General features: G+C 66.7%; 21 protein-coding genes. 15 read left to right on the top strand and 6 right to left on the bottom strand.

The genetic code is table 11. The features are described from left to right. Positions 1 to 183 precede the first annotated feature (183 nt). The 7 genes from BM341_RS06260 to BM341_RS06235 all read left to right on the top strand — a co-directional run bounded on the left by BM341_RS06260 (position 184) and on the right by BM341_RS06235 (position 6,349). Entirely contained in the window at positions 184 to 2,079 is a 1,896-nt protein-coding gene (locus BM341_RS06260; RefSeq protein ID WP_245784185.1) for a PHA/PHB synthase family protein, read from the top strand. Between the two features lie 104 nt (positions 2,080 to 2,183). After that, positions 2,184 to 2,333, top strand: a complete 150-nt coding sequence (locus BM341_RS19210) for a hypothetical protein (protein WP_175507807.1) — start codon at positions 2,184 to 2,186, stop codon at positions 2,331 to 2,333. Then, positions 2,333 to 3,067: a metal ABC transporter ATP-binding protein gene (locus tag BM341_RS06255; protein ID WP_089794009.1), complete on the top strand. Its 735-nt coding sequence runs from the start codon at positions 2,333 to 2,335 to the stop codon at positions 3,065 to 3,067. Before BM341_RS19210 ends, BM341_RS06255 begins: the two co-directional genes overlap by 1 nt. Further along, the gene (locus tag BM341_RS06250) at positions 3,051 to 3,938 is read left to right on the top strand and encodes a metal ABC transporter permease (protein WP_089794007.1); all 888 of its coding nucleotides are present in this window, start codon (positions 3,051 to 3,053) and stop codon (positions 3,936 to 3,938) included. Before BM341_RS06255 ends, BM341_RS06250 begins: the two co-directional genes overlap by 17 nt. 39 nt (positions 3,939 to 3,977) lie before the next feature. Continuing rightward, positions 3,978 to 4,958, top strand: a complete 981-nt coding sequence (locus BM341_RS06245; RefSeq protein WP_089794005.1) for a metal ABC transporter solute-binding protein, Zn/Mn family — start codon at positions 3,978 to 3,980, stop codon at positions 4,956 to 4,958. A gap of 124 nt (positions 4,959 to 5,082) precedes the next feature. Next, the gene (locus tag BM341_RS06240) at positions 5,083 to 5,685 is read left to right on the top strand and encodes a COG4315 family predicted lipoprotein (RefSeq protein ID WP_089794004.1); all 603 of its coding nucleotides are present in this window, start codon (positions 5,083 to 5,085) and stop codon (positions 5,683 to 5,685) included. Between the two features lie 64 nt (positions 5,686 to 5,749). Continuing rightward, on the top strand, positions 5,750 to 6,349 hold the full coding sequence (locus tag BM341_RS06235; protein WP_089794002.1) for an SAM-dependent methyltransferase: 600 nt from the start codon (positions 5,750 to 5,752) through the stop codon (positions 6,347 to 6,349). Here the strand turns inward: BM341_RS06235 and BM341_RS06230 are convergent. Next, positions 6,346 to 7,245 carry an alpha/beta hydrolase gene (locus BM341_RS06230; RefSeq protein ID WP_089794000.1) on the bottom strand — a complete coding sequence of 300 codons (900 nt, stop codon included), beginning with the start codon at positions 7,243 to 7,245 and terminating at the stop codon, positions 6,346 to 6,348. The two genes, BM341_RS06235 and BM341_RS06230, sit on opposite strands and share 4 nt — an antisense overlap. Before the next feature lie 3 nt (positions 7,246 to 7,248). Continuing rightward, positions 7,249 to 7,725: a TspO/MBR family protein gene (locus tag BM341_RS06225; RefSeq protein WP_089793998.1), complete on the bottom strand. Its 477-nt coding sequence runs from the start codon at positions 7,723 to 7,725 to the stop codon at positions 7,249 to 7,251. Between the two features lie 167 nt (positions 7,726 to 7,892). On the opposite strand from BM341_RS06225, the gene BM341_RS06220 reads away from it, so the two are divergent. Together BM341_RS06220 and BM341_RS06215 are read left to right on the top strand one after the other, a co-directional pair. Beyond that, positions 7,893 to 8,561, top strand: coding sequence for an ABC transporter ATP-binding protein (locus BM341_RS06220; protein WP_089793996.1), 669 nt, complete (start codon positions 7,893 to 7,895; stop codon positions 8,559 to 8,561). Continuing rightward, positions 8,558 to 9,268: a TVP38/TMEM64 family protein gene (locus BM341_RS06215; protein ID WP_217646178.1), complete on the top strand. Its 711-nt coding sequence runs from the start codon at positions 8,558 to 8,560 to the stop codon at positions 9,266 to 9,268. The genes BM341_RS06220 and BM341_RS06215 overlap by 4 nt, the downstream gene beginning before the upstream one ends. A gap of 61 nt (positions 9,269 to 9,329) precedes the next feature. Here the strand turns inward: BM341_RS06215 and BM341_RS06210 are convergent, their stop codons facing one another. Continuing rightward, entirely contained in the window at positions 9,330 to 9,563 is a 234-nt protein-coding gene (locus BM341_RS06210) for a hypothetical protein (protein WP_089793994.1), read from the bottom strand. A gap of 262 nt (positions 9,564 to 9,825) precedes the next feature. On the opposite strand from BM341_RS06210, the gene BM341_RS06205 reads away from it, so the two are divergent. The 6 genes from BM341_RS06205 to thiE all read left to right on the top strand — a co-directional run bounded on the left by BM341_RS06205 (position 9,826) and on the right by thiE (position 16,001). Continuing rightward, positions 9,826 to 12,351, top strand: coding sequence for an FtsX-like permease family protein (locus BM341_RS06205; protein ID WP_089794212.1), 2,526 nt, complete (start codon positions 9,826 to 9,828; stop codon positions 12,349 to 12,351). After that, positions 12,348 to 13,547, top strand: coding sequence for a lipocalin-like domain-containing protein (locus BM341_RS06200; protein WP_089793992.1), 1,200 nt, complete (start codon positions 12,348 to 12,350; stop codon positions 13,545 to 13,547). Before BM341_RS06205 ends, BM341_RS06200 begins: the two co-directional genes overlap by 4 nt. Before the next feature lie 25 nt (positions 13,548 to 13,572). After that, positions 13,573 to 14,310 carry a dioxygenase family protein gene (locus BM341_RS06195; protein ID WP_089793990.1) on the top strand — a complete coding sequence of 246 codons (738 nt, stop codon included), beginning with the start codon at positions 13,573 to 13,575 and terminating at the stop codon, positions 14,308 to 14,310. A 75-nt stretch (positions 14,311 to 14,385) separates the two neighbouring features. After that, positions 14,386 to 14,730, top strand: coding sequence for a hypothetical protein (locus BM341_RS06190; RefSeq protein ID WP_089793989.1), 345 nt, complete (start codon positions 14,386 to 14,388; stop codon positions 14,728 to 14,730). An 86-nt stretch (positions 14,731 to 14,816) separates the two neighbouring features. Then, positions 14,817 to 15,344 carry a C40 family peptidase gene (locus BM341_RS06185; protein ID WP_089793987.1) on the top strand — a complete coding sequence of 176 codons (528 nt, stop codon included), beginning with the start codon at positions 14,817 to 14,819 and terminating at the stop codon, positions 15,342 to 15,344. A 42-nt stretch (positions 15,345 to 15,386) separates the two neighbouring features. Then, complete coding sequence (gene thiE, locus BM341_RS06180; RefSeq protein ID WP_089793986.1) at positions 15,387 to 16,001, top strand: thiamine phosphate synthase; 615 nt, start codon at positions 15,387 to 15,389, stop codon at positions 15,999 to 16,001. On the opposite strand, the gene BM341_RS06175 is transcribed toward thiE, so the two are convergent. The 3 genes from BM341_RS06175 to BM341_RS06165 all read right to left on the bottom strand — a co-directional run bounded on the left by BM341_RS06175 (position 15,991) and on the right by BM341_RS06165 (position 19,344). Further along, positions 15,991 to 16,866 carry a DMT family transporter gene (locus BM341_RS06175; protein WP_089793984.1) on the bottom strand — a complete coding sequence of 292 codons (876 nt, stop codon included), beginning with the start codon at positions 16,864 to 16,866 and terminating at the stop codon, positions 15,991 to 15,993. The two genes, thiE and BM341_RS06175, sit on opposite strands and share 11 nt — an antisense overlap. A 109-nt stretch (positions 16,867 to 16,975) precedes the next feature. Further along, positions 16,976 to 18,376 carry a serine hydrolase gene (locus BM341_RS06170; RefSeq protein WP_089793982.1) on the bottom strand — a complete coding sequence of 467 codons (1,401 nt, stop codon included), beginning with the start codon at positions 18,374 to 18,376 and terminating at the stop codon, positions 16,976 to 16,978. A 209-nt stretch (positions 18,377 to 18,585) separates the two neighbouring features. Next, positions 18,586 to 19,344 (bottom strand): sulfite exporter TauE/SafE family protein, encoded by a 759-nt coding sequence (locus BM341_RS06165; RefSeq protein WP_089793980.1) that lies wholly within the window; start codon positions 19,342 to 19,344, stop codon positions 18,586 to 18,588. Position 19,345: the final 1 nt, after the last annotated feature.

Raw genomic sequence — 19,345 nt, 5'->3', positions numbered from 1 at the left:
TTAATGAAGGATCAGTGCGGAAAGAGGCCATGAGATCGACTAACCTGATCAGTAACGTGCATGTGCGCAGCCCCTCGGCATGACGCTGCCATGCCTGATGGGCCGGTAGGCGAATCGCGGCACATCAGACGACACGGCAGGGTGCCAGGGAGTGGCGCCGTACCGGCTCAAGGAGGGACCCCCATGGCGCAGAGCGAATCGACAACCCTTTCACTCCGAACTCCTCGGGACGCCTCAGGCGACACCGGACGCTCCGGCGATAAGCGGCCGCGGCCCCTCGCCCCTGTCATGGCGACGCGTCGCGATGAGGAGCCCGAACCGGACGCGATCAGCGACGAGACAGCCCCCGACTCGCCTGAGGCGAGCCCGTTCGCCATCTGGGACCAGCGCGTCCATGCGGCCATCGCCCGGCTGACCGCCGGCATTTCGCCCGCCTCGATCCTGCAGGCCTACGGAGACTGGTGGCTACATTTGATGCTCTCACCGGGCAAACAGTCGGAACTCGGCTACGAGGGGCAATACCAGCTGGCGCGCCTGGCCGCGTACCTGCCGCACGCCATGCTGGAACACGACGGTGGGCTCTGTATCGAGCCGCTCGAGCAGGACCACCGCTTCGATCATCCGGCGTGGCGGCAGTGGCCGTTCAACCTGCTGCACCAGAGCTTTCTGCTCAATCAGCAGTGGTGGCAAGACGCCATGACCGGCGTGCCCGGGGTCACCAAGCATAACGAGCGAGTGGTCGATTTCATCACTCGCCAGCTGCTCGATATCGTCTCCCCGGCCAATAGTCCGCTGACCAACCCGCGGGTGTTGTCGAAAACCGTGGACCAGGGCGGCCTCAACCTCGTGAACGGTGCCATTCACGCCTGGGAGGATGCCGCGCGTATCGCTGCCCATCATCCTCCCGCCGGGGCAGAGCAGTACATTCCCGGCAAGACGGTGGCGATCACCCCCGGCAAGGTCATCTACCGCAACCAGCTCATGGAGCTGATTCAGTACAGCCCGGCGACGGACAAGGTCCAGGCCGAGCCCCTGCTGATCGTGCCGGCCTGGATCATGAAGTACTATATTCTCGACCTGTCCCCGCACAATTCGCTGGTGCGCTGGCTCGTCGAGAAGGGTCACACGGTGTTCATCATTTCCTGGAAGAACCCGGGAAAAGCGGAGCGTGATTGCGGCCTGGAGGAGTACCGCAAGCTCGGCATCATGGAGGCCCTGGAGGCGGTCGAGTCGATTGTTCCCTCGCAACGGATCCACGCTGTCGGCTACTGCCTCGGCGGCACCCTGCTCTCCATGACCGCTGCGGCCATGGCCCGTGCCCGCGACGACCGCCTGGCTACCCTGACGCTGTTCGCCAGCATTACCGACTTTGCCAAGCCGGGCGAACTGGAGCTCTTCATCGACGAGAGCCAGGTGCACTTCCTGGAAGATGCCATGCGCCAGCAAGGCTATCTGGAAGACTGGCAGATGAAGGGCGTCTTCCAGTTGCTGCAGTCAGAAGACCTCATCTGGTCGCGCGTGGTGTCCGAATACCTCATGGGCGAACGTGTGCCTACCTTCGATCTCATGGCCTGGAGCACCGATGGCACCCGCATGCCGTATCGCATGCACTCGCAGTACTTGCGCCACCTCTATCTCGGCAACGAACTGGCCCTCGGCCGCTACCGCGTGGACGACCACCCGGTACGGCTCGGCGACATCAAGCTGCCGGCGTTCATCGTCGCCACGCGCAAGGATCATATTTCGCCGTGGCGCTCGGTCTACCGCAATCAGCAGCATCTCGACGGCAATATCACCTTCGTCCTCACCAGTGGCGGCCACAATGCCGGTGTGGTGAGCGAGCCCGGCCACCGCAAGCGGGTCTATCAGATCGCCGACAAGCCAAGGGAGGCCCACCTCACCAATCCCGAAACCTGGCGTGCCGAGGTTCCCGAGCGTGAGGGCTCGTGGTGGCCGGAATGGGAGGCCTGGCTAGGCGAGCATTCCACGGGGCGCATCGACCCCCCATCCATGGGCAATGTCGACAAGGGTTATCCACCACTGAAGGAGGCGCCCGGCGGCTACGTCCTCGAGCGTTGAACGCCCATCAGGCTCCCTCTCAGGCATGCCGCGCCGATGATTTTCATTGGCTGCGGCTGCTATTGTTATGTTATAACCTTCGCGAGATTTCCGGAGGAGCCTGCATGGCACATCGCACGCATCGGCATGATCCCGAAGGACCCTGCCACTTTTCCTTGATGTCGCTGTCGGCCGCGCGTCGCCTGGCGTTGGTCGCCGCACCGCTGGCCGCCTTGTGGCTGGCCGTTGCCTGGGCAGCGGAGTGGTGGCGCTGATGGCGCGGCTGCAACTCGAGGACCTGCAACTCGCCCGCGGTGGCCAGACAGTACTCGAGCATCTCGATGGGCGCTTCATGGACGGCGCCATCACGGCGTTGATCGGCGCCAACGGTGCCGGCAAGAGCACCCTGATCCAGGCGATGATGGGCATGCTGCGCCCCGTGGCCGGCAAGGTGCACTGTGAAGTACCCAAGGAGCGACGCGCCTGGCTGCCCCAGCAGCTGGCACTGGACCTGACCTTCCCGATGAGCGTGGAAGAGCTGATCATGACCGGCAGCTGGCCGAGCCACGGCGCCTTCACCGGTTACTGCGCCGCGCATTACCGGCGTGGGCGGGAGATCATGGCGCGACTGGGCATTTCGCATCTCGCCCATCGTCCGCTCGGCGAGCTTTCCGGCGGCCAGCGGCAGCGCGCGCTGCTCGGCCGCACCCTGATGCAGGAAGCCGAACTGCTGCTGCTCGACGAGCCGTTCGCCAATGTCGATGTCGAGACGGTCGACGTGCTGATGAACGTGCTGCGCGAGATGGCCGACAACGGCGCCACCCTGATCGTGGTGCTGCACGACATGGAGCAGCTCTCGCGACTGGCCGACGACGTGTTGATCCTGTCCGGCGGGCATGGCCGCTGGGCCAGCCCTGAGTCGCTGCTCGAGCGTTACGCGGGCCAGCCGCCCAAGGCGCCGCGCCTTCCCCTGACCTTTCCGGATACCTTTCATGCTGGCACTGCTTGACGCCTGGCTGCTCGCTCCCTTCGAGTATGGTTTCATGCGCCGCGCCGTGGTGGCGGGCCTGGCGCTGTCGCTGGCTGCCCCGCCGCTGGGCGTGTTCCTGATGCTGCGCGGCATGAGCCTGATCGGCGACGCCATGGCGCATGCCATCCTGCCCGGCGTCGCGCTGGGCTTTCTGATGGCCGGCTTCTCGCTGCCGATAATGAGCCTGGGCGGCGTGCTCTCGGGCCTGTTGATCGCGGTACTGGCCGGCAGCGTGTCGCAGATGACCGGCCATCGTGAAGACTCCGCCATGGCCAGCTTCTTTCTGATCTCGCTGGCCGCCGGCGTCATGCTGGTGTCGCTGGGCGGCAGCAGCGTCGATCTCACCCATGTGCTGTTCGGCTCGATACTCGCGGTGAACGGCACCGCCCTGCTGCTGATCGCCGGCATCGCCAGCCTCATCGTGATCGCGCTGGCGGTGATCTTTCGCGCCCTGGTCGTCGAGTGCCTGGACCCGCTGTTCCTGCGTGGCCAGGGTGTCCACGGCAGTCTGGTGCATGGCGTCTTCCTGGGATTGGTGGTGCTCAACCTGACCGCCGGGTTCCAGACTCTGGGCACCCTGATGGCGGTCGGCCTGATGATGCTGCCGGCGACCGCCGCACGCTTCTGGAGCCAGCGCCTGGAAGGGCTGATCGGCATCGCCGTGGTGCTGGCGATGATCGCCAGCACCGGTGGCCTGCTGCTCTCCTACCATTTCAGCCTGCCTTCCGGCCCGGCGATCATCCTGCTGGCTGGCCTGGCCTACGTGCTTTCTGCGCTCTTCGGTCGCCACCACAGCCTGACGGCCCGGCTGCGCCGACGCGCCGCCCCGTTGGCCGCCGATTCTCCCTGACACCCCACGACAGATAACCCACGAACGGAGCCTTGCCCGATGCGTCTTGTCACCTATTCAGCCGCCCTCCTCGGTGTTGCCAGCTTGCTGGCCCTGCCCGCCGCCTTCGCCGCCGAACGCATCCAGGTGGTCACCAGCTTCAGCATCCTGGCCGATATGGTCGAGAACGTCGGTGGCGATCACGTCGCGGTGACCTCGCTGGTCGGGGCCGACGGCGACACGCATGTGTATTCGCCCAGCCCACGCGATGCCCAGGCCGTGGCCGATGCCGACCTGGTGGTCTTCAACGGCCTGCAGTTCGAGGGCTGGATGGAGCGGCTGATCGACGCCAGCGACCATGACGGGCTGCTGGTCACCGCCACCGATGGCGTGGAGCGGCTGTCGCGTGGCCAGGCGCACGACGATCACGAGCATGATCATGATAATGGCGACGACGACCCCCACGCCTGGCAGGACCTGGCGATGGGCAAGGTCTATGTGGTCAATATCCGCGATGGCCTGATGGAGGCCGACCCTGACAACCGCGACACCTACGCAGAGAATGCCGAGCGCTATATTCAGGCGATCGAGGCGACCCATGCCGAGATTCGCGAGCGCTTGACCGAGATTCCCCCGGACACCAGCGTGATTACCGGCCACGATTCCTTCGGCTATTTCGCCAACGCCTACGGCCTGCGATTCCTCTCGCCGGTAGGACTTTCTACCGAGGGCGACGCCTCCGCCGCCGACATGGCCCGGCTGATCGACGTGATCCGCGACGAGAATGTCAGGGCGCTGTTCCACGAGAACATGACCAGCCCGGCCATGATCGAGCAGCTCGCCGAGGAGACCGGCCTGCCCATCGCCGGCACGCTCTACGCCGATGCACTGGCCAGCGAAGGCGAGGCCACCACCTGGCTGGGAATGATGCGCCACAATGCCGAGGTGCTGCACGAGGCTCTCGCGGACCCCGGTCATTCTCCTGCAGATGACCACGCTCATGGCGATGAAAGCCACGGCGACGACGACCACGACCACTGAGCACTACTTTCCCAGTGGCAGCCGGGGCGATCACTGTGACAGGCGATGGCTAACCTGCGTCTTGGCATTTCTCACCGCGCCTACCTAAAGTGAAAGCGTTCATCTTCACCATGGAGCGGCGAACATGACGTTAACTCGACAAGCGATCGGCCTTTGGGGCGCCCTGGTCATAGTCTCGGCCGGCAGCCTGCCGCTGGCAGCCGCCTCGGACGACACCAACATCAACGGCGAGGCCTCAGCAGTGCCAGGCCAGGAGGCCGAGGAAGCCTCGAAAGCGCTGGACAGCACGCCCGAACCGGTCGCCCAGGCCCGGCTGGAAGTCCGTGAACAGCCGCCTTACGGGCGCTACCTCACCGACCGTGACGGCATGAGTCTTTATCTGTTCGAGAAAGACGAGCCAGGGGCGGACTACAGTACCTGCTACCAGAGCTGCGCCATCGCCTGGCCGCCCTACGTCACGGAGCAACCGCCTGACGCCGGCGAACACGTCGAGGGCGACAAGCTGGGTACCTTCGAGCGAGAAGACGGCAGCCTGCAGGTGACCTACGATGGCTGGCCACTGTACTACTTCAGCGGTGACAAGGCCGCGGGCGATGCCCTCGGTCAGGACGTGCTGCACATGGACGCCGAGTGGTACCTGCTGTCGCCCGCCGGGGAAATGATCGAGAAAGGTGAGCGGAAAAAAAGTGAACGAACAACAGGCGAGCGAGAAAGCCGTTCCTCCTAGTCGGTCGCCTCTCGCCCCTGATATTCTCCATGGCTATACCGATAGACATGTACGAGGGATGGCCATGTGGGATGAACGCTACGACACCGACGATTACGTCTACGGCACCGAGCCCAACGACTTCCTGCGCGAGCAGGTGGGGCTGATCGGCGACCCGCCGCGGGAGGTGCTGTGCCTGGCCGATGGCGAGGGGCGCAACGGCGTCTATCTGGCCAAGCTCGGCCATCGGGTCCTCTCCGTGGATGCCTCGGCGATCGGCTTGCGCAAGGCGGACCGCCTGGCCGAGCGGGAGGGCGTGCCCCTGGAGACCCTGGTCGCCGACCTCACCGAGCACACCTTCGCCGCCGTGGCCTTCGATGCGGTGGTGTCGATCTTCTGCCATGTGCCCGAGGCGGGTCGCCCGCACCTGCACCGGCAGGTGGCGCGCACCCTGAAGCCTGGGGGCATCCTGATCCTGGAGGCCTATACCCCGGCCCAGGTACCGCGGGACACCGGCGGGCCGGACACCCCGGACCGCACCCCCACGGCCGCGGAGTTGGAGGCGGCCTTCGCCGATTTCGAGATCCTGTCGAGCCGCGAGTTCGACCGCCAGGTGGTCGAGGGCCGCGGCCATACCGGCCTGGGGGCCGTGGTGCAGTTCATCGCCCGCAAGCGCCCGGCCTAGGCGGGCCGGCGCTCGCGCCCTTCCGGCGCCAGGGCCTTGTCGAGGAAGGCGAGCAGCTCGGGCAGCTCCGCGTCGATGTGCAGGCTGAGGTCATGATCGCCGGGCAGCAGGCGCAGCTCGGCCGGGGTGTCGCCGCGGCTCGCAAGGAGCCGTTCGGCATCGCTCGGCGGAATCACCTCGTCATTACGGCCATGCACCAGCAGCACAGGACAGCGCACCCGCGGCAGGGTGGTCACCGGGGCGATGGCGTCGAAGCGGTGGCCGATCACCCGCTCTACATAGCGCAACACATACCAGCCCAGGGGAAAGAACGGTAGTCCCTTCTCCGCCAGCCAGCGGCGCATCATGCCATCCGGATGGGCGAAGGCGGAGAGGCTGACTACGGCGGCGATGTCGTCACGGCGCGAGGCCGCCAGCAGCACCGCCGCGGCGCCCACCGAATGGCCGAGCAGCGCCACCGGTTCCTCGGCCATGCCCGGGCGGGCGCGCAGCCAGTCCAGGGCGGCCTCGGTGTCCTCGGCGAAGCGCGGCATGGAGGAGAAGCTTTCGGCGTCGCTCTCGCCGTGGTTGCGGGCATCGAACAGCAGCATGTTCCAGCCCGCCGCCTGCAGCGGCCTGGCCAGCGGCAGCATCAGTTCGCGGTTGGCGCCCCAGCCGTGGGTGATCACCACCGAGCCCCGGCCCGGGGTCGCCGGCAACCACCAGCCCGCCAGGCGCCTGTCCCTTCGCGTGGGGATGGTCACCGTCTCCCCGGTCACGCCGTGCTCGTCCAGGGAGTACGCGATCGGCACCCGGGGCGCGGCCAGGCTGACTCTCAGCCGTCGATGGAAGAGGTGCAGCAGCGCCAGCCCCGCCGGCAGCAGGCCCCACCAGAGCCAACCCGGCACCACAGCCATCGCCTAGCCGCCACCATTGAGCCACCAGGTGGCGGCGTTGAGGTAGGCGGCGAAGCTCACCCAGGCCAGGTAGGGCGCGAGCAGCCAGGCGGCGAGGCGCGAGACCCCGGCGAAGCGGCGGATGGTGAGCAGGATCAGCCCCCACAGCAGCAGCAGGTCGAGCAGCGCCACGCCCATCCAGTGCAGGCCGAAGAACAGCATCGACCACAGGGCATTGGCGACGAGCTGGGCGACGAAGGGCCAGAGGGTATGCCAGCGCGCCGCGGGCGGCGCGGCCAGGGTGGCCCGCCAGGCGGCTAGCGCCATCAGCAGGTAGAGCGTGCTCCAGGCGATGGGAAAGGCCAGGTCGGGCGGAGTGAGCGGCGGCTTGGCCAGCCCCGCGTACCACTCGCCTGGCGGAGTGGCGATACCGCTGAGCGCGGTCAGCGCCACCAGGGCCAGCCAGCCGAGCAGGATCATCAAAGAGCGGGTCGCGGTCATGCTCGGTCTCCTTGCCGGTCGGGAGTCAAGGGAGGTTAGCACACTCCTCTAGTCTCCCCTTCCCGCCACCTACCGGGAACCGATAGCCTCGCGACCCGAATCACGCCACCTTCGGTTGGCGTTGGTTTTGTGGGACCATCTGGCTCTCGTCGCGAAGGAAGACGCACATGCTTGAGTTACGTCAGGTGCACAAGGCCTATGCCACGCCCCAGGGCCCGCTTGGCGTGCTCAACGGTATCGATCTGACCTTGGAGGCCGGCGAGAGCCTGGCGTTGATGGGCGAATCGGGCTGCGGCAAGTCGACCCTGCTGCACCTGGCCGCCGGGCTTGACCTGCCCGACCGCGGCGAGGTGCGCGTCGCCGGACAGCCGATCTCCTCGCTGGATGATACGGGCCGCGCCAGGCTGCGCCGCGAGACCCTCGGCCTGGTCTTTCAGCAATTTCATCTGGTACCCAGCCTGAATGTCTTTGACAACCTGTGTCTGCAGGCCAGGCTCGCCGGGCGCAGCGACGCCGCCTGGTCGGCGCAGTTGATGCAACGCCTGGGCCTCGAGGGGCTGGAGAAGCGCTATCCCGAGCAGCTCTCCGGCGGCCAGCAGCAGCGGCTGGCCATCGGCCGCGCCTTGGCGCCCCGCCCCGCCCTGTTGCTCGCCGACGAGCCCACCGGCAATCTGGACGAGACGACGGCCGACGAGGTCCTCGCCCTGCTGCTGGAGCTGGTACACGATACCGGCAGCGCCCTGCTGATGGTCACTCACAGCCCCCACGTCGCCGCCCCGCTCGCCCGCTGCCTTCAGCTGTCCCATGGCCGGCTCGGGAGGGCGCTAACCACGTGACAGTACGGTCTGTCTGGGCCTTCAGAGTCGTGCTCATCGCCACGGTGGTAACGATCATGGCCGGCATCTGGTGGCTGTTGCAGGGGCTGGGCCTGCCCATGAGCCTGTCACCGTCGGGCATCGCCGCCTGGTTCAACAGCCAGGGCAGCCTCGGGCCGTTGCTGCTCCTGCTGTTGATGATGCTGGCGGTGGTGGTCGGCCCGATTCCCACGCTGCCGGTGACCGCCGCCGCCGGGCTGGCCTTCGGCCTGGTCAAAGGGGTGCTGTTATCGGTCGCCGGTGCCATGGCTGGTGCGCTGATCGCCTTCTATCTTGCCCGTGTTCTGGGCCGCGAGGCACTGCGCGCCAAGCTGCCGACCAACCCGCTGTTCGGCAACCAGGGCTCGCAGCGCCTGCTGTTCCTGACCGTGCTGATCACGCGCCTGGTCCCGATCTTCTCCTTCGCCCTGGTCAGCTACGCCGCCGGGGTCACCGCCATCAGCGTGGGACGCTATGCCGCAGGGACCTTGATCGGCATGCTGCCCATGAGTCTGGTGTTCGCCAGCCTCGGACAGAGCTTCGAGCTCAGTCCGCTGCTCTCGCTCCTTGCCGCCGCCGTAATCCTTACCGTCATGACCCTCCTGCCGTGGTATCTGAGCCGACGGCGCCATTCGCGACTGGCCCGCTGGCTGCACCTGGACACGCCCCCTAAGACACCCCGCAACTAGAGGCTTGCCAGGGAGGCCCCGCCCGTTATGCCATAGGCGCGGTGGTACAGGAGACGTCCGCTCAGTTATGGTCGACCAGCCCGGTGTCGCCTGCCTGCTGGGCACAGTGGGCGCAGCAATAGACCGTATCATCTTGCTGGACACCATGTCCGACCACCCGACAACCGCAATGCGCACACGACGGCGCCAGCTTGTGAATGGCACACTCGAAGGAATCGAAATCGAAGCTCCGGCCGTCCTTGGTGATCGTGAACGTGCTGCCATATTCATTACCGCAAGTCGCACAGATACCCATCGTGTACCTCCTGAAGCGTACAGAAAGTGAAATTTCAACATAGCGCACCCGCCCTTATCCCGCCCAAAATGCAGCATTTACGCATCAAGAACCTGTGCACCTGTTCGCCTGAGTCATCGGCTGTGCGACCATCACTGACAATCAACGCCAGGAAGGCCGCCATGCTCGAGTTTCGCCAGAGTCACAAGGCCTGTTCGACCCCGCTGGACTGCCGCCTGTGGCTGTCGCATGGCCGGTTGTCGATACAGGAGGCATGCGCCTGATGCTTACTGCCCTGGCGACTCTGCTCTCTCACTATCGGCGTCACCCCGGCCAGCTGGCCATGCTGCTGCTGGGCCTGTGGGTAGCCAGCGCCCTATGGAGCGGGGTGCAGGCGATCAATACCTCGGCCCGCGACAGCTACGCCCGGGCCGAGGCGCTGTTCACTACCGGGCTCGACCGGCTGGAGCGCCAGGACGGCGAGGCGCTGACCCGGGAGGATTTCGTGCGCCTGCGCCGCGCGGGGCTGCCGGTCTCGCCGCTGCTGGAAGGCGAGCTCGAGGCGAGCGATGGCACCTCGCTGAGAGTGATCGGTATCGACCCGCTCACCCTGCCCGGCGACAGTGCCTTCGCCACGGCGGGTAGCCGCGGTGAACTGACGGCCTTCTTTACGCCGCCCTGGCAGACCCGACTGGCGCCAGACACCCTGACCACCCTGGGGGTCGATGTCTCCAACGCCGAGCAGGCCAAGGGTGCCGAGCCAGCGCTTGCCGATGGCCAGCGGCTGCCGCCGCTGGTCATCGCCCCGGCGCTACCCCCGGATACCCTGGTGATGGATATCGCCGTCGCGGCCCGACTGCTGGACCGTGGTACCACGCTCAGTCGGCTGGTTACCGCGCCCGATGCGCTGGCTGTGGCCCCGGAGGGCATGGTGCTGACGCGTGTCGATACGCGAATCTCACCGGGACAGCTCACCGAGAGCTTTCATCTCAATCTCACTGCCATGGCGCTACTGGCGCTGGTGGTGGGGCTTTTCATCGTGCAGGCCGCACTGGGCCTGGCCCTGGAGCAGCGGCTGGGCATGCTGCGTACCCTGCGGGCGCTCGGTGTGCCGGGCCGGCGCCTGGTCGCGCTGCTGGCCTTCGAACTGATACTGCTGGGGTTGCTGGGTGCCCTGGCCGGCATCGTCAGCGGCGTCTGGCTGGCGCGCGCGTTATTGCCGGACGTGGCCGCCACCCTGGGCAGCCTCTACGGCACCGGCGTGGGCGCGGAGCTCAGCTTGCCTTGGCACTACTGGCTGGGCGGGATCGCCGTGACGCTGGGGGGGCTGTTGCTGGCCGGCGCCGGCGTGCTGTGGCGAGCCGCCAGGCTCAGCGTGCTTGGGCTGGGCCATGCGCAGGCCTGGCGAGCGGGTTACCACCGGCAGCTGCGGCGCATGGCGCTGGCTGGCGTGCCGGTGGCACTCGGCGGGCTGGCGCTATGGGCCTGGCTGTCTCGCCAACCCGCCGGCGAGGGGCTGGTGGCCGGCTTCATGATACTCGCGGCACTGCTGCTGACCGGCGCGCTCTGGTTGCCGCCTATATTAGCCACGCTGCTGGCCGGGCTCGCCCGCCTCACCCGAGGCCGACCGCTGGTCCAGTGGGCCCTGGCGGATCTGCAGCTGCAGTTGCCCAGGCTTTCGCTTGCCATGATGGCGCTGTTGATCGCGCTTGCCGCCAACCTTGGGGTGAGCAGCATGGTGGGTGGCTTTCGCCTGACCTTTCTCGACTGGCTGGATCAGCGCTTGGTAGCCGACCTCTATCTGCACCCGCCCGCGGCGCAGTTCGACGAGATCGATGCCTGGCTCGCCAGCCAGACGGGCGTCGCTGAACGCCTGGCTACCCGCCACGCCGAGGCGGTCCTGAGCGAGGTCGACTATCGCGAAGCCCCCGGCGAGCGCCCGCCCGCCGCACTTGACCTGCCCGTCAGTGTCTACGGCATCACGCCGGGCGAGACCCTGACACCGCGCTGGCCGCTACTGTCGACGCTGGCGGGACGCGAGGCCGCCTGGCAAGCCTTCCGCGACGGCGAGGCCTTCGTCAACGAGCAGCTGGCCATCGACCAGGGGCTGTCTCCCGGCGACCGGCTCGTGCTCACCACGCCGACCGGCGAGACCTCGCTCGACGTCGTGGCCGTCTACCCGGACTACGGCAACCCACGCGGCGAAGTGCTGCTGTCCACCTCACAGCTGGCGCAGCGTTTCCAGGCGCCTCCCGGCTCGCTGGGCCTGGTGCTGGCACCAGGCGCCGATGAAGCGGCCCTTGCCGAGGCTCTGACCACTCGCTTCGGCCTGGGCCGGGACGCCCTGCAGGATCAGCGCGAGATCAAGCGCATCTCCACCACTATCTTCGAGCGCACCTTCTCCATTACCCGTGCGCTCAGTGCGCTGACGCTGGTTGTCGCGGGCCTGGCGCTACTCACCAGTCTGCTGGCCCAGGCGCGCGAGCGACGCCGCCGGCTGGCGCCCCTCTGGGCACTGGGTGTGCCGCGAACCCGGCTGATCACGGTGCAGCTCGCCCAGCTGAGCGGCGTGTCGCTGCTGACCGCCCTGCTGGCCGTGCCGCTGGGGATCACGGTCACGGCCGGGCTGGTCGCGGTGATCAACGTCGCGGCCTTCGGCTGGCGCTTGCCGCTGCACCTCTTCCCTGGCGAGATCCTGCTGACGGTGGCCACCGCCGTGGTCGTCGCGCTGCTGGCCGCAGCCTTGCCCTCACTATCACTGTGGCGGACGCCACCCCGGGCGCTGCTCGCCGAGGAGCAAGCGGCATGACGCAGCTGTCGAGTAACTGCCGCCTATCCGGGCTGCCGCGGGCCTTACTGCTGATCTTATTGCTGCTGTCGTTGCAGGGTGTGGCGAGATGCGAGCCACACACCGTATCGGAGGAAGAGGGACTGCAGAGCTTCGCCGGGCTGGGCGCCGATGCCGGCGGCTTCGTGCAGGCCCGGCCCGGCACAACGCTGCGCTTCCCCGAGGACCACGGCCCCCATCCCGACTACCGCCTGGAGTGGTGGTATTTGACCGCCAATCTTGAGGATGCCGCCGGCGAGCCGCTGGGCGTGCAGTGGACCCTGTTCCGCCAGGCCCAGCAGCCACCCGCCGAGCGCCCCGAGGCGCCCGGCCCGTGGGCCGCCGACCAGCTGTGGATGGCGCACATGGCGGTCTCCAAGGGCGACGCCCACCGGATGGCCGAACGCTTCGCCCGGGTCGGCTCGCGGCAAAGCGACCCCGAACGTGACCAGGCAGGCGTCACCGCGGACCCTTTCCGCGCCTGGCTCGACGACTGGTCGATGGTCAGCCACGTCAGCGAACCAGGGCGCGATGCCCTCGACCGCCTGACGCTATCCGCCCGGGCCGGGCCGGACGACGCGCGCTTCGGCTACCGTCTAACGCTGGAGGCCCAGGGGCCCCTGGTGCACCATGGCGAGAACGGCTTCAGCCAGAAGTCCGCCGACGGCCAGGGCTCGATCTACATCAGCCAGCCCTTCTACCGGGTCAGCGGTGAGGTCACCCTGCACGGCGAGCCCCACCAGGTAACGGGGCGCGCCTGGCTCGACCGCGAATGGAGCAGCCAGCTGCTCGGTTCCGACCAGGCCGGCTGGGACTGGTTCTCGCTGCACCTGGCCGATGGTCACCGGCTGATGGCTTTTCGCCTGAAGGGCGGCGGCACGGATGGCGGCGACTATCTTTCCGGCACCTGGATTACCCCGGAAGGCGAGACGACGTCCCTCGATGACAGCGCCCTCGACCTCACTCCCTTGACCACCTCGGCTGTCGCCGGCCGCGAAGTGCCCACCCGCTGGCGGCTGCAGGCCCCGGACCAGGGCCTTGATCTGACAGTCGCGGCGCCCCATGCCAATCGCTGGATGCCCACCACGGTGAGCTACTGGGAGGGCGAGGTGAACGTCTTCGACCATGCCAGCGGCGAGCCACGTGGACGGGGCTATCTTGAGATGACCGGCTACTGAGCCGCCCTACCGAAGGAGAACCGAGATGCTTCCCAGCCTGTTCATTTCCCATGGCTCACCCATGCTGGCCCTGACCCCGGGTCCGGCCCACGACTTCCTGCGCCAGCTGGGCAAGGAGTGGCGGCCCGCGGCGATCGTGGTGGTCTCGGCCCACTGGGAAAGCCGCCAGCTGCTGGTCAGCAGCAGCGCACGGCCCGAGACCATTCACGACTTCGGCGGCTTCCCCCAGGCGCTCTTCGACTGCCAATACCCCGCCCCGGGTGAGCCGGCACTGGCGATGCGCCTGGCCCGTGAGCTCAACGCCATCCCCACCGAGCGCGGCCTGGACCACGGCGCCTGGGTACCGCTGTCGCTGATGTATCCCGAGGCCAATATCCCGGTGGTCTCGCTGTCCCTGCCGGTGACGTGGTCAAACAGCGAGCTGATGGCCCTGGGCGAGAAGCTCGCCGTGCTGCGCAAGGAAGACATTCTGGTGATCGGCTCGGGCAGCCTGACCCATAACCTGATGGAATTGCAGGCCCTGAAGGCGCCGATGCCTGCCTGGGTCGGCGAGTTTGCCGACTGGGTCCACGCCCGACTGCAAGCCGATGATCGGACGGCCCTGCTCGACTGGCAGCGCGCGCCGCAGGCGCGGCGCAACCACCCGACCCCCGAGCACTTTCAGCCGCTACTGGTCGCCATGGGGGCCGGCGGCCAGGCAGAACGCCTGCATCACAGCGTGGAGCACGGTGTGCTGGCCATGGACCTCTACGCCTTCGCTTGACCCCGTCAAAAAGGCCTTGTGGCGATGCTCACGCCTTCTACACTTGTTGTACTCAACCCAGCATGAGACAGCGTCATGACTTCACCTGACTACCAACTCGGTGACCACATCACCCTGAAGCAGCTCGCCACGGCGATCACGCATGGCCTGTCGCCCATCGTCGAGGTCGAGTCGATGGATGGCATCTACACGGTGCGTCTGCATCATGCCAATGGGGTGTCCACCCTGTCGGATGCGCAGGGCAGGAACTGCACTTTCCTGGGCACCGGCGAGATTCGCGACCGCTTGGGCAGCATCGGCCTGACTCACGGCGTGCTGACCTGGGCCGATCAGTGCGGCGACGAGATGATCGGGGTGTCGGGACACGCCATGTCACCGGACGAAATGCTGACCTACGGCACGCGTATCGCGTTTCGTTGATATCACCTATCACCGACATGCCTTTCACTGGTGTGCCGAATCGGCTAGGTTAGCCGCATCGCCCCTCGTGATTGAGCCATCTGGTCATGCCCGACTGCCTTGTCGCTGCGTATCGTGAACGACCTCCGGCCGGAGGCTTCCTTTGGCCGGTTACACGCCTGCTAGCGTTATCTTTGGGCATCCTGCTGCTCGCCGGCTGTGCCGGACGCGAACTCACCACCCGTGACGACGCGGGTGAGCTTTCCCTCGACCGTGCCCTGATCCTTGCCGAGGCGAAACGCACCCTCGGCACGCCGTACCGTTTCGGCGGTGCCAGCGAGAGCGGGCTGGATTGTTCCGGGCTGGTGCAGCTGAGCTACTCGCGCGCCGGCATTTCCGTGCCGCGCACCTCACATCAGCAGTTCGCCACCCTGCCGCGGGTCGATGCCGCAAGACCAGGTGACCTGCTGTTCTTCGATACCGCCCGTGGCGGCAAGGCTAGCCATGTCGGCATCTATCTGGGCGGCGGCCAGATGATCCATGCCCCCGGCCGCGGACGTCACGTCACCACCACCTCGGTGGCCCTGGACTATTGGCAGGAGCGTTTCCTCGGCGCCGCCGCACCCGCGCCCTGATCTTGCGAGCCACATGCCCCTAACCCGCCTCTGGAGATCACGATGCGCCTGGACCTTTCCCTGTACCTGATCACCGACCCCAGCCTGTGCGCTGAGCATGGCCTGTTGGAAACGGTGGTCGCCGCTGTTCGTGGCGGTGTCACCGTCGTGCAGCTACGCGACAAGTACGCCAGCGAGCCCGAGTTGGTCGCGCAGGCGCGTCGCCTCAAGACCGCGCTGGCCGGCACGGGCGTGCCACTGATCATCAACGACCGCCTGGAGGTGGCCCTGGCGGTGGGTGCCGACGGCCTGCACATCGGCCAGGACGACGGCGATGTGCTCGAGGCACGCCAGGCCCTGGGGCCGGACGCTATACTCGGGCTATCGGTACAGACCCAGGAACAGCTGGCGCGCGTCGACTCCAGCCGACTCGACTATCTGGGTCTGGGCCCAGTATTCGCCACCTCCAGCAAGGGTGATCATGCCCAGCCCATCGGGTTCGAGGGCCTCGCCACGCTGGCCGCCGCCAGCCCCCTGCCGGCCGTGGCCATCGGCGGTCTCAAGGCAGAACACGCCGCTGCGGTGCGTGCGGCCGGTGCCCAGGGAGCGGCCGTGATCTCGGCGATCTGTGGACAACCGGACCCCGAGGCGGCCGCGAGGGCCTTCGTCAGGCAGTAGGCCGGCGCTTCAGGGTGGTGCGTCGTTCGTGGTAGGCGATCGCCAGGCCGCTGCCGATGATCAGAGCGCTACCGACGAACACCCAGACGTCCGGCATCTCGCCCCAGAACCACCAGCCCATCAGTACTGCCCACAACATGGCGGTGTAGTCGAAGGGGGCGGCGATAGCCGCCGGGGCATGACGGAACGCCATGGTGATAAAGGCTGTAGCGCCCACGCCGAAGAGCCCCGATCCTGCAAAGGCCAGCCAGTGCCAGGGATGGGGCGTCTGCCACACCCAGGGCAGCGCCAGGGCAGTGAGGACGAAGGGCACCAGGGTCATGTAGAAGACCATGGCCCAAAGGTGCTCGGTGCCACCCCAGCGCCGTGCCGTGATCATCATCAGCGCATAGAAGACCGCTGCCCCGATCAATGCCAGGGCGCCAGGGTCGAAGGCATCACCGCCGGGACGCACGACGATCAGCACCCCGACGAAGCCCACCAGCGACGCCGCCAATACCGGTCCCTCGATGCGCTCGCCCAACAGAGGCACAGAGAGCAAGGTAACGAACAGCGGTGCCACAAAGGCGATGGCAGTGGCCTCGGCCAGCGGCAGCAGCGTCAGGCCCAGCACGAAGCAGAACATGGTGCCGGTATAGATCAGCCCACGCAGCAGATGGATCCCGGGACGGCGGGTACGCAACTTGCGCAGGCCGCCGCCGAAATAGGCCAGCACCGCAATCATCGGCAGCGACACCAGGGTACGGAAGAAGATGATCTGCAGCGGCGAGTGCACCTCGCCGAGCCACTTGGCGATGGCATCGCCAATGGCCAGGCAGAGCACGCCCATGCACATGTACCCAATGCCCTTGAACGATGATGTCATGCTGCGCGCGCTCCCGTTCTGAACCCCAAAACGCCACCCCGCCGGCCTGTTGGCCGGCGGGGTGGATCGTCGAGGCTACGCTAAGCGGTAAGGGCGCCGTCGGCAAGCCTTACAGACTTGCCTGTACCACCATGCAGTCCATGCCCTCGCGCACCAGACTGCGACAAGCATCGTGTGCCTGGCTCTCGTTGAGATCCACCACGCGTGCGCGGTAGATCCCGCCATCGGCGGCGTTAGCCACAGCGACCCGTGCATTGGCCAGTTGGCTGGCCAACCTGTCGGCGGCGCGGGAGGCCAGGCTGCGTGCATGGTTGGCATCGCTGAAGGCACCGACCTGCACTCCCCATTCACCTCGCTGGCTGCCGCTACCCTCGGCATTGCCGGTGGAGGCCATCAGCTGGCGAATGGGGTCATCGGCCGATCCTTGGTCCAGAGGCAAGGAGGCGAAGACGGAGCCCGGCGCATCGCCGTCGATTGCGGACTCAGCCCTGAACGACGACGCGGCGGGAGTCGAGACCGGCGCCTCCACCGGCGCGGGCGGGAAGGCACTGGATACCTCACGCAGACGGTCACTCTCGACCGCCCTGTTGCCGGCCAGCTGGCCCTCCTGGGCGGACGGTGTAGCGGGCGTGGGCGTTGCGCCCGGCATCAGCCGGCCTCCGGAGAGCCGACCTCCGGAAATATCGGCACTGGCCAGCCAGCCATTGCCATCGGCGAGCGAGGCACGCACGAAGCTGCGATTGAGCAGATCGGCGGTGTGTTCGTCGCGGGAGGCCGCGGTGAAGCCGCCCATCACCACGGTAAGCAGGCGTCGTCCGTCACGTACCGCCGAGGTGGCTACGTTGAAACCCGAGGCACGGATAAATCCCGTCTTGAGACCATCGGCCCCGGGGTAGGTCTTCAGCAGCCGGTTGTGGCCGGTGTGGGTCTTGCCGCGCCAGGTGAACGACTGGTGAGAAAAGTAGGGATAATACTGGGGAAAGTCCTGCATCAGCCGCCGCGAGAGGACAACCATGTCGCGCGCCGTGGTGACCTGGCCGGCATCGGGCAGCCCCGAAGCATTGCGGAAGACAGTGTTCTGCATTCCGAGCTCGCGCGCCTTGTCGGTCATCATCCGCGCGAAATTGGCATGGTTGCCACCCAGCGCCTCGGCCACCACCACGGCCACGTCGTTGGCCGAGCGTACCACCAGCACCTCGATGGCCTTCTCCACCGAGATGCTGTCCCCCGGCTTGAGCCACAGCTTGGTGGCCGGCATGGCCGCAGCGGCCGATGAGACGGGGAGCGGCTGGGTCAGGCTCACCCTACGCTCTTCCAGGGCCTCGAACATCAGGTAGAGCGTCATCATCTTGGTGAGCGAGGCCGGATAGCGCAGCTTGTCGGCATTCTCGGCGTAGAGGATCTCCTGGCTATCAGCATCGATGACGATACCGGCATAACGAGGATTGCCCGCCTGAGCTTGAGTGGTTGTGAGCAAAGCCAGGCTGAACAGCAGCATAAGCCCTGTCATGCCATGGCGCCGTATTATCATTTTAGTTGCGGTCACCATCGGTGTTCCCTCGAATCCCCTGCTGTACCGTACATTCGGCACATACGCTCGAATAGTATGAACCCTCTTCGCCGACTGTACAGGGAGAAGCGAGGCTTTCCTTGCGTATTTCGGCAGTTTGCGTCCAATTTGCCAGATTCAATAGTATAAGGCCACGCTAACGCTAGCCCTCAGGCTGCCAACAGCCTCTGTATTCCCAGCCAGGTCAAGCGCAGGGCAAGTAGGGTCAATGCCCACTTGAACAGGACATCAAAGCGATGCTCCGACAACCGATGGAGCAGACGCAGCCCCAGCCAGGTACCGACAAGACCCGCCGCTACCATGGCCAGCATCAGCCCCAACCACTCGCGGAACACGAAACCGGCCACGCCAAACACGAACGCCTTGGTGAGGTGCTGGGCCGTCATGCAGGCGGCGAAGGTCGCCACCCGTGGCAGGCGCTCGCTGAAGTGCTGCTTGATCACCGCGGCCACCAGCGGCCCGCTCGCCCCCACCAGGCTGGAGAGCAGGGTCGTCAACGCGCCGGCCAGAAACGTGCCGCCGCGCCTCAGCCAGCCTCGAGGCCAACCCGGGCCCCAGCACGAGAACATCACGAAGGCGGCAATGCATAGCTCCAGCACCCCGGACGGCAGCCGTACCAGCAGCCAGGCCGCCGCCAATGCGCCCAATACCACGCCCGGCAGGAAGGCCGCCAACAAGCCACGGTCAATATGCCGCCAGGTCATCACGGCACGGCCACCATTGGAGCCGAGCTGCACCATGCCATGCACCGGAATGAGCGCAGTGGCCGGCATTACCTGAGCCATCACCATGATCAGCAGCGAGCCTCCGCCGATACCGACCGCGGCGGAGAGCGCCGAGGTCAGCGCTGAAAGCGCCACCAGCAGGCCATTGATGCTGCCCGACAGTGGCGAGAAGGCGTCTAGCATG

Source organism: Halomonas korlensis (assembly GCF_900116705.1).
GTDB classification, from domain to species: domain Bacteria; phylum Pseudomonadota; class Gammaproteobacteria; order Pseudomonadales; family Halomonadaceae; genus Halomonas; species Halomonas korlensis.
This window is presented reverse-complemented; position numbering and strand designations above follow the sequence as displayed.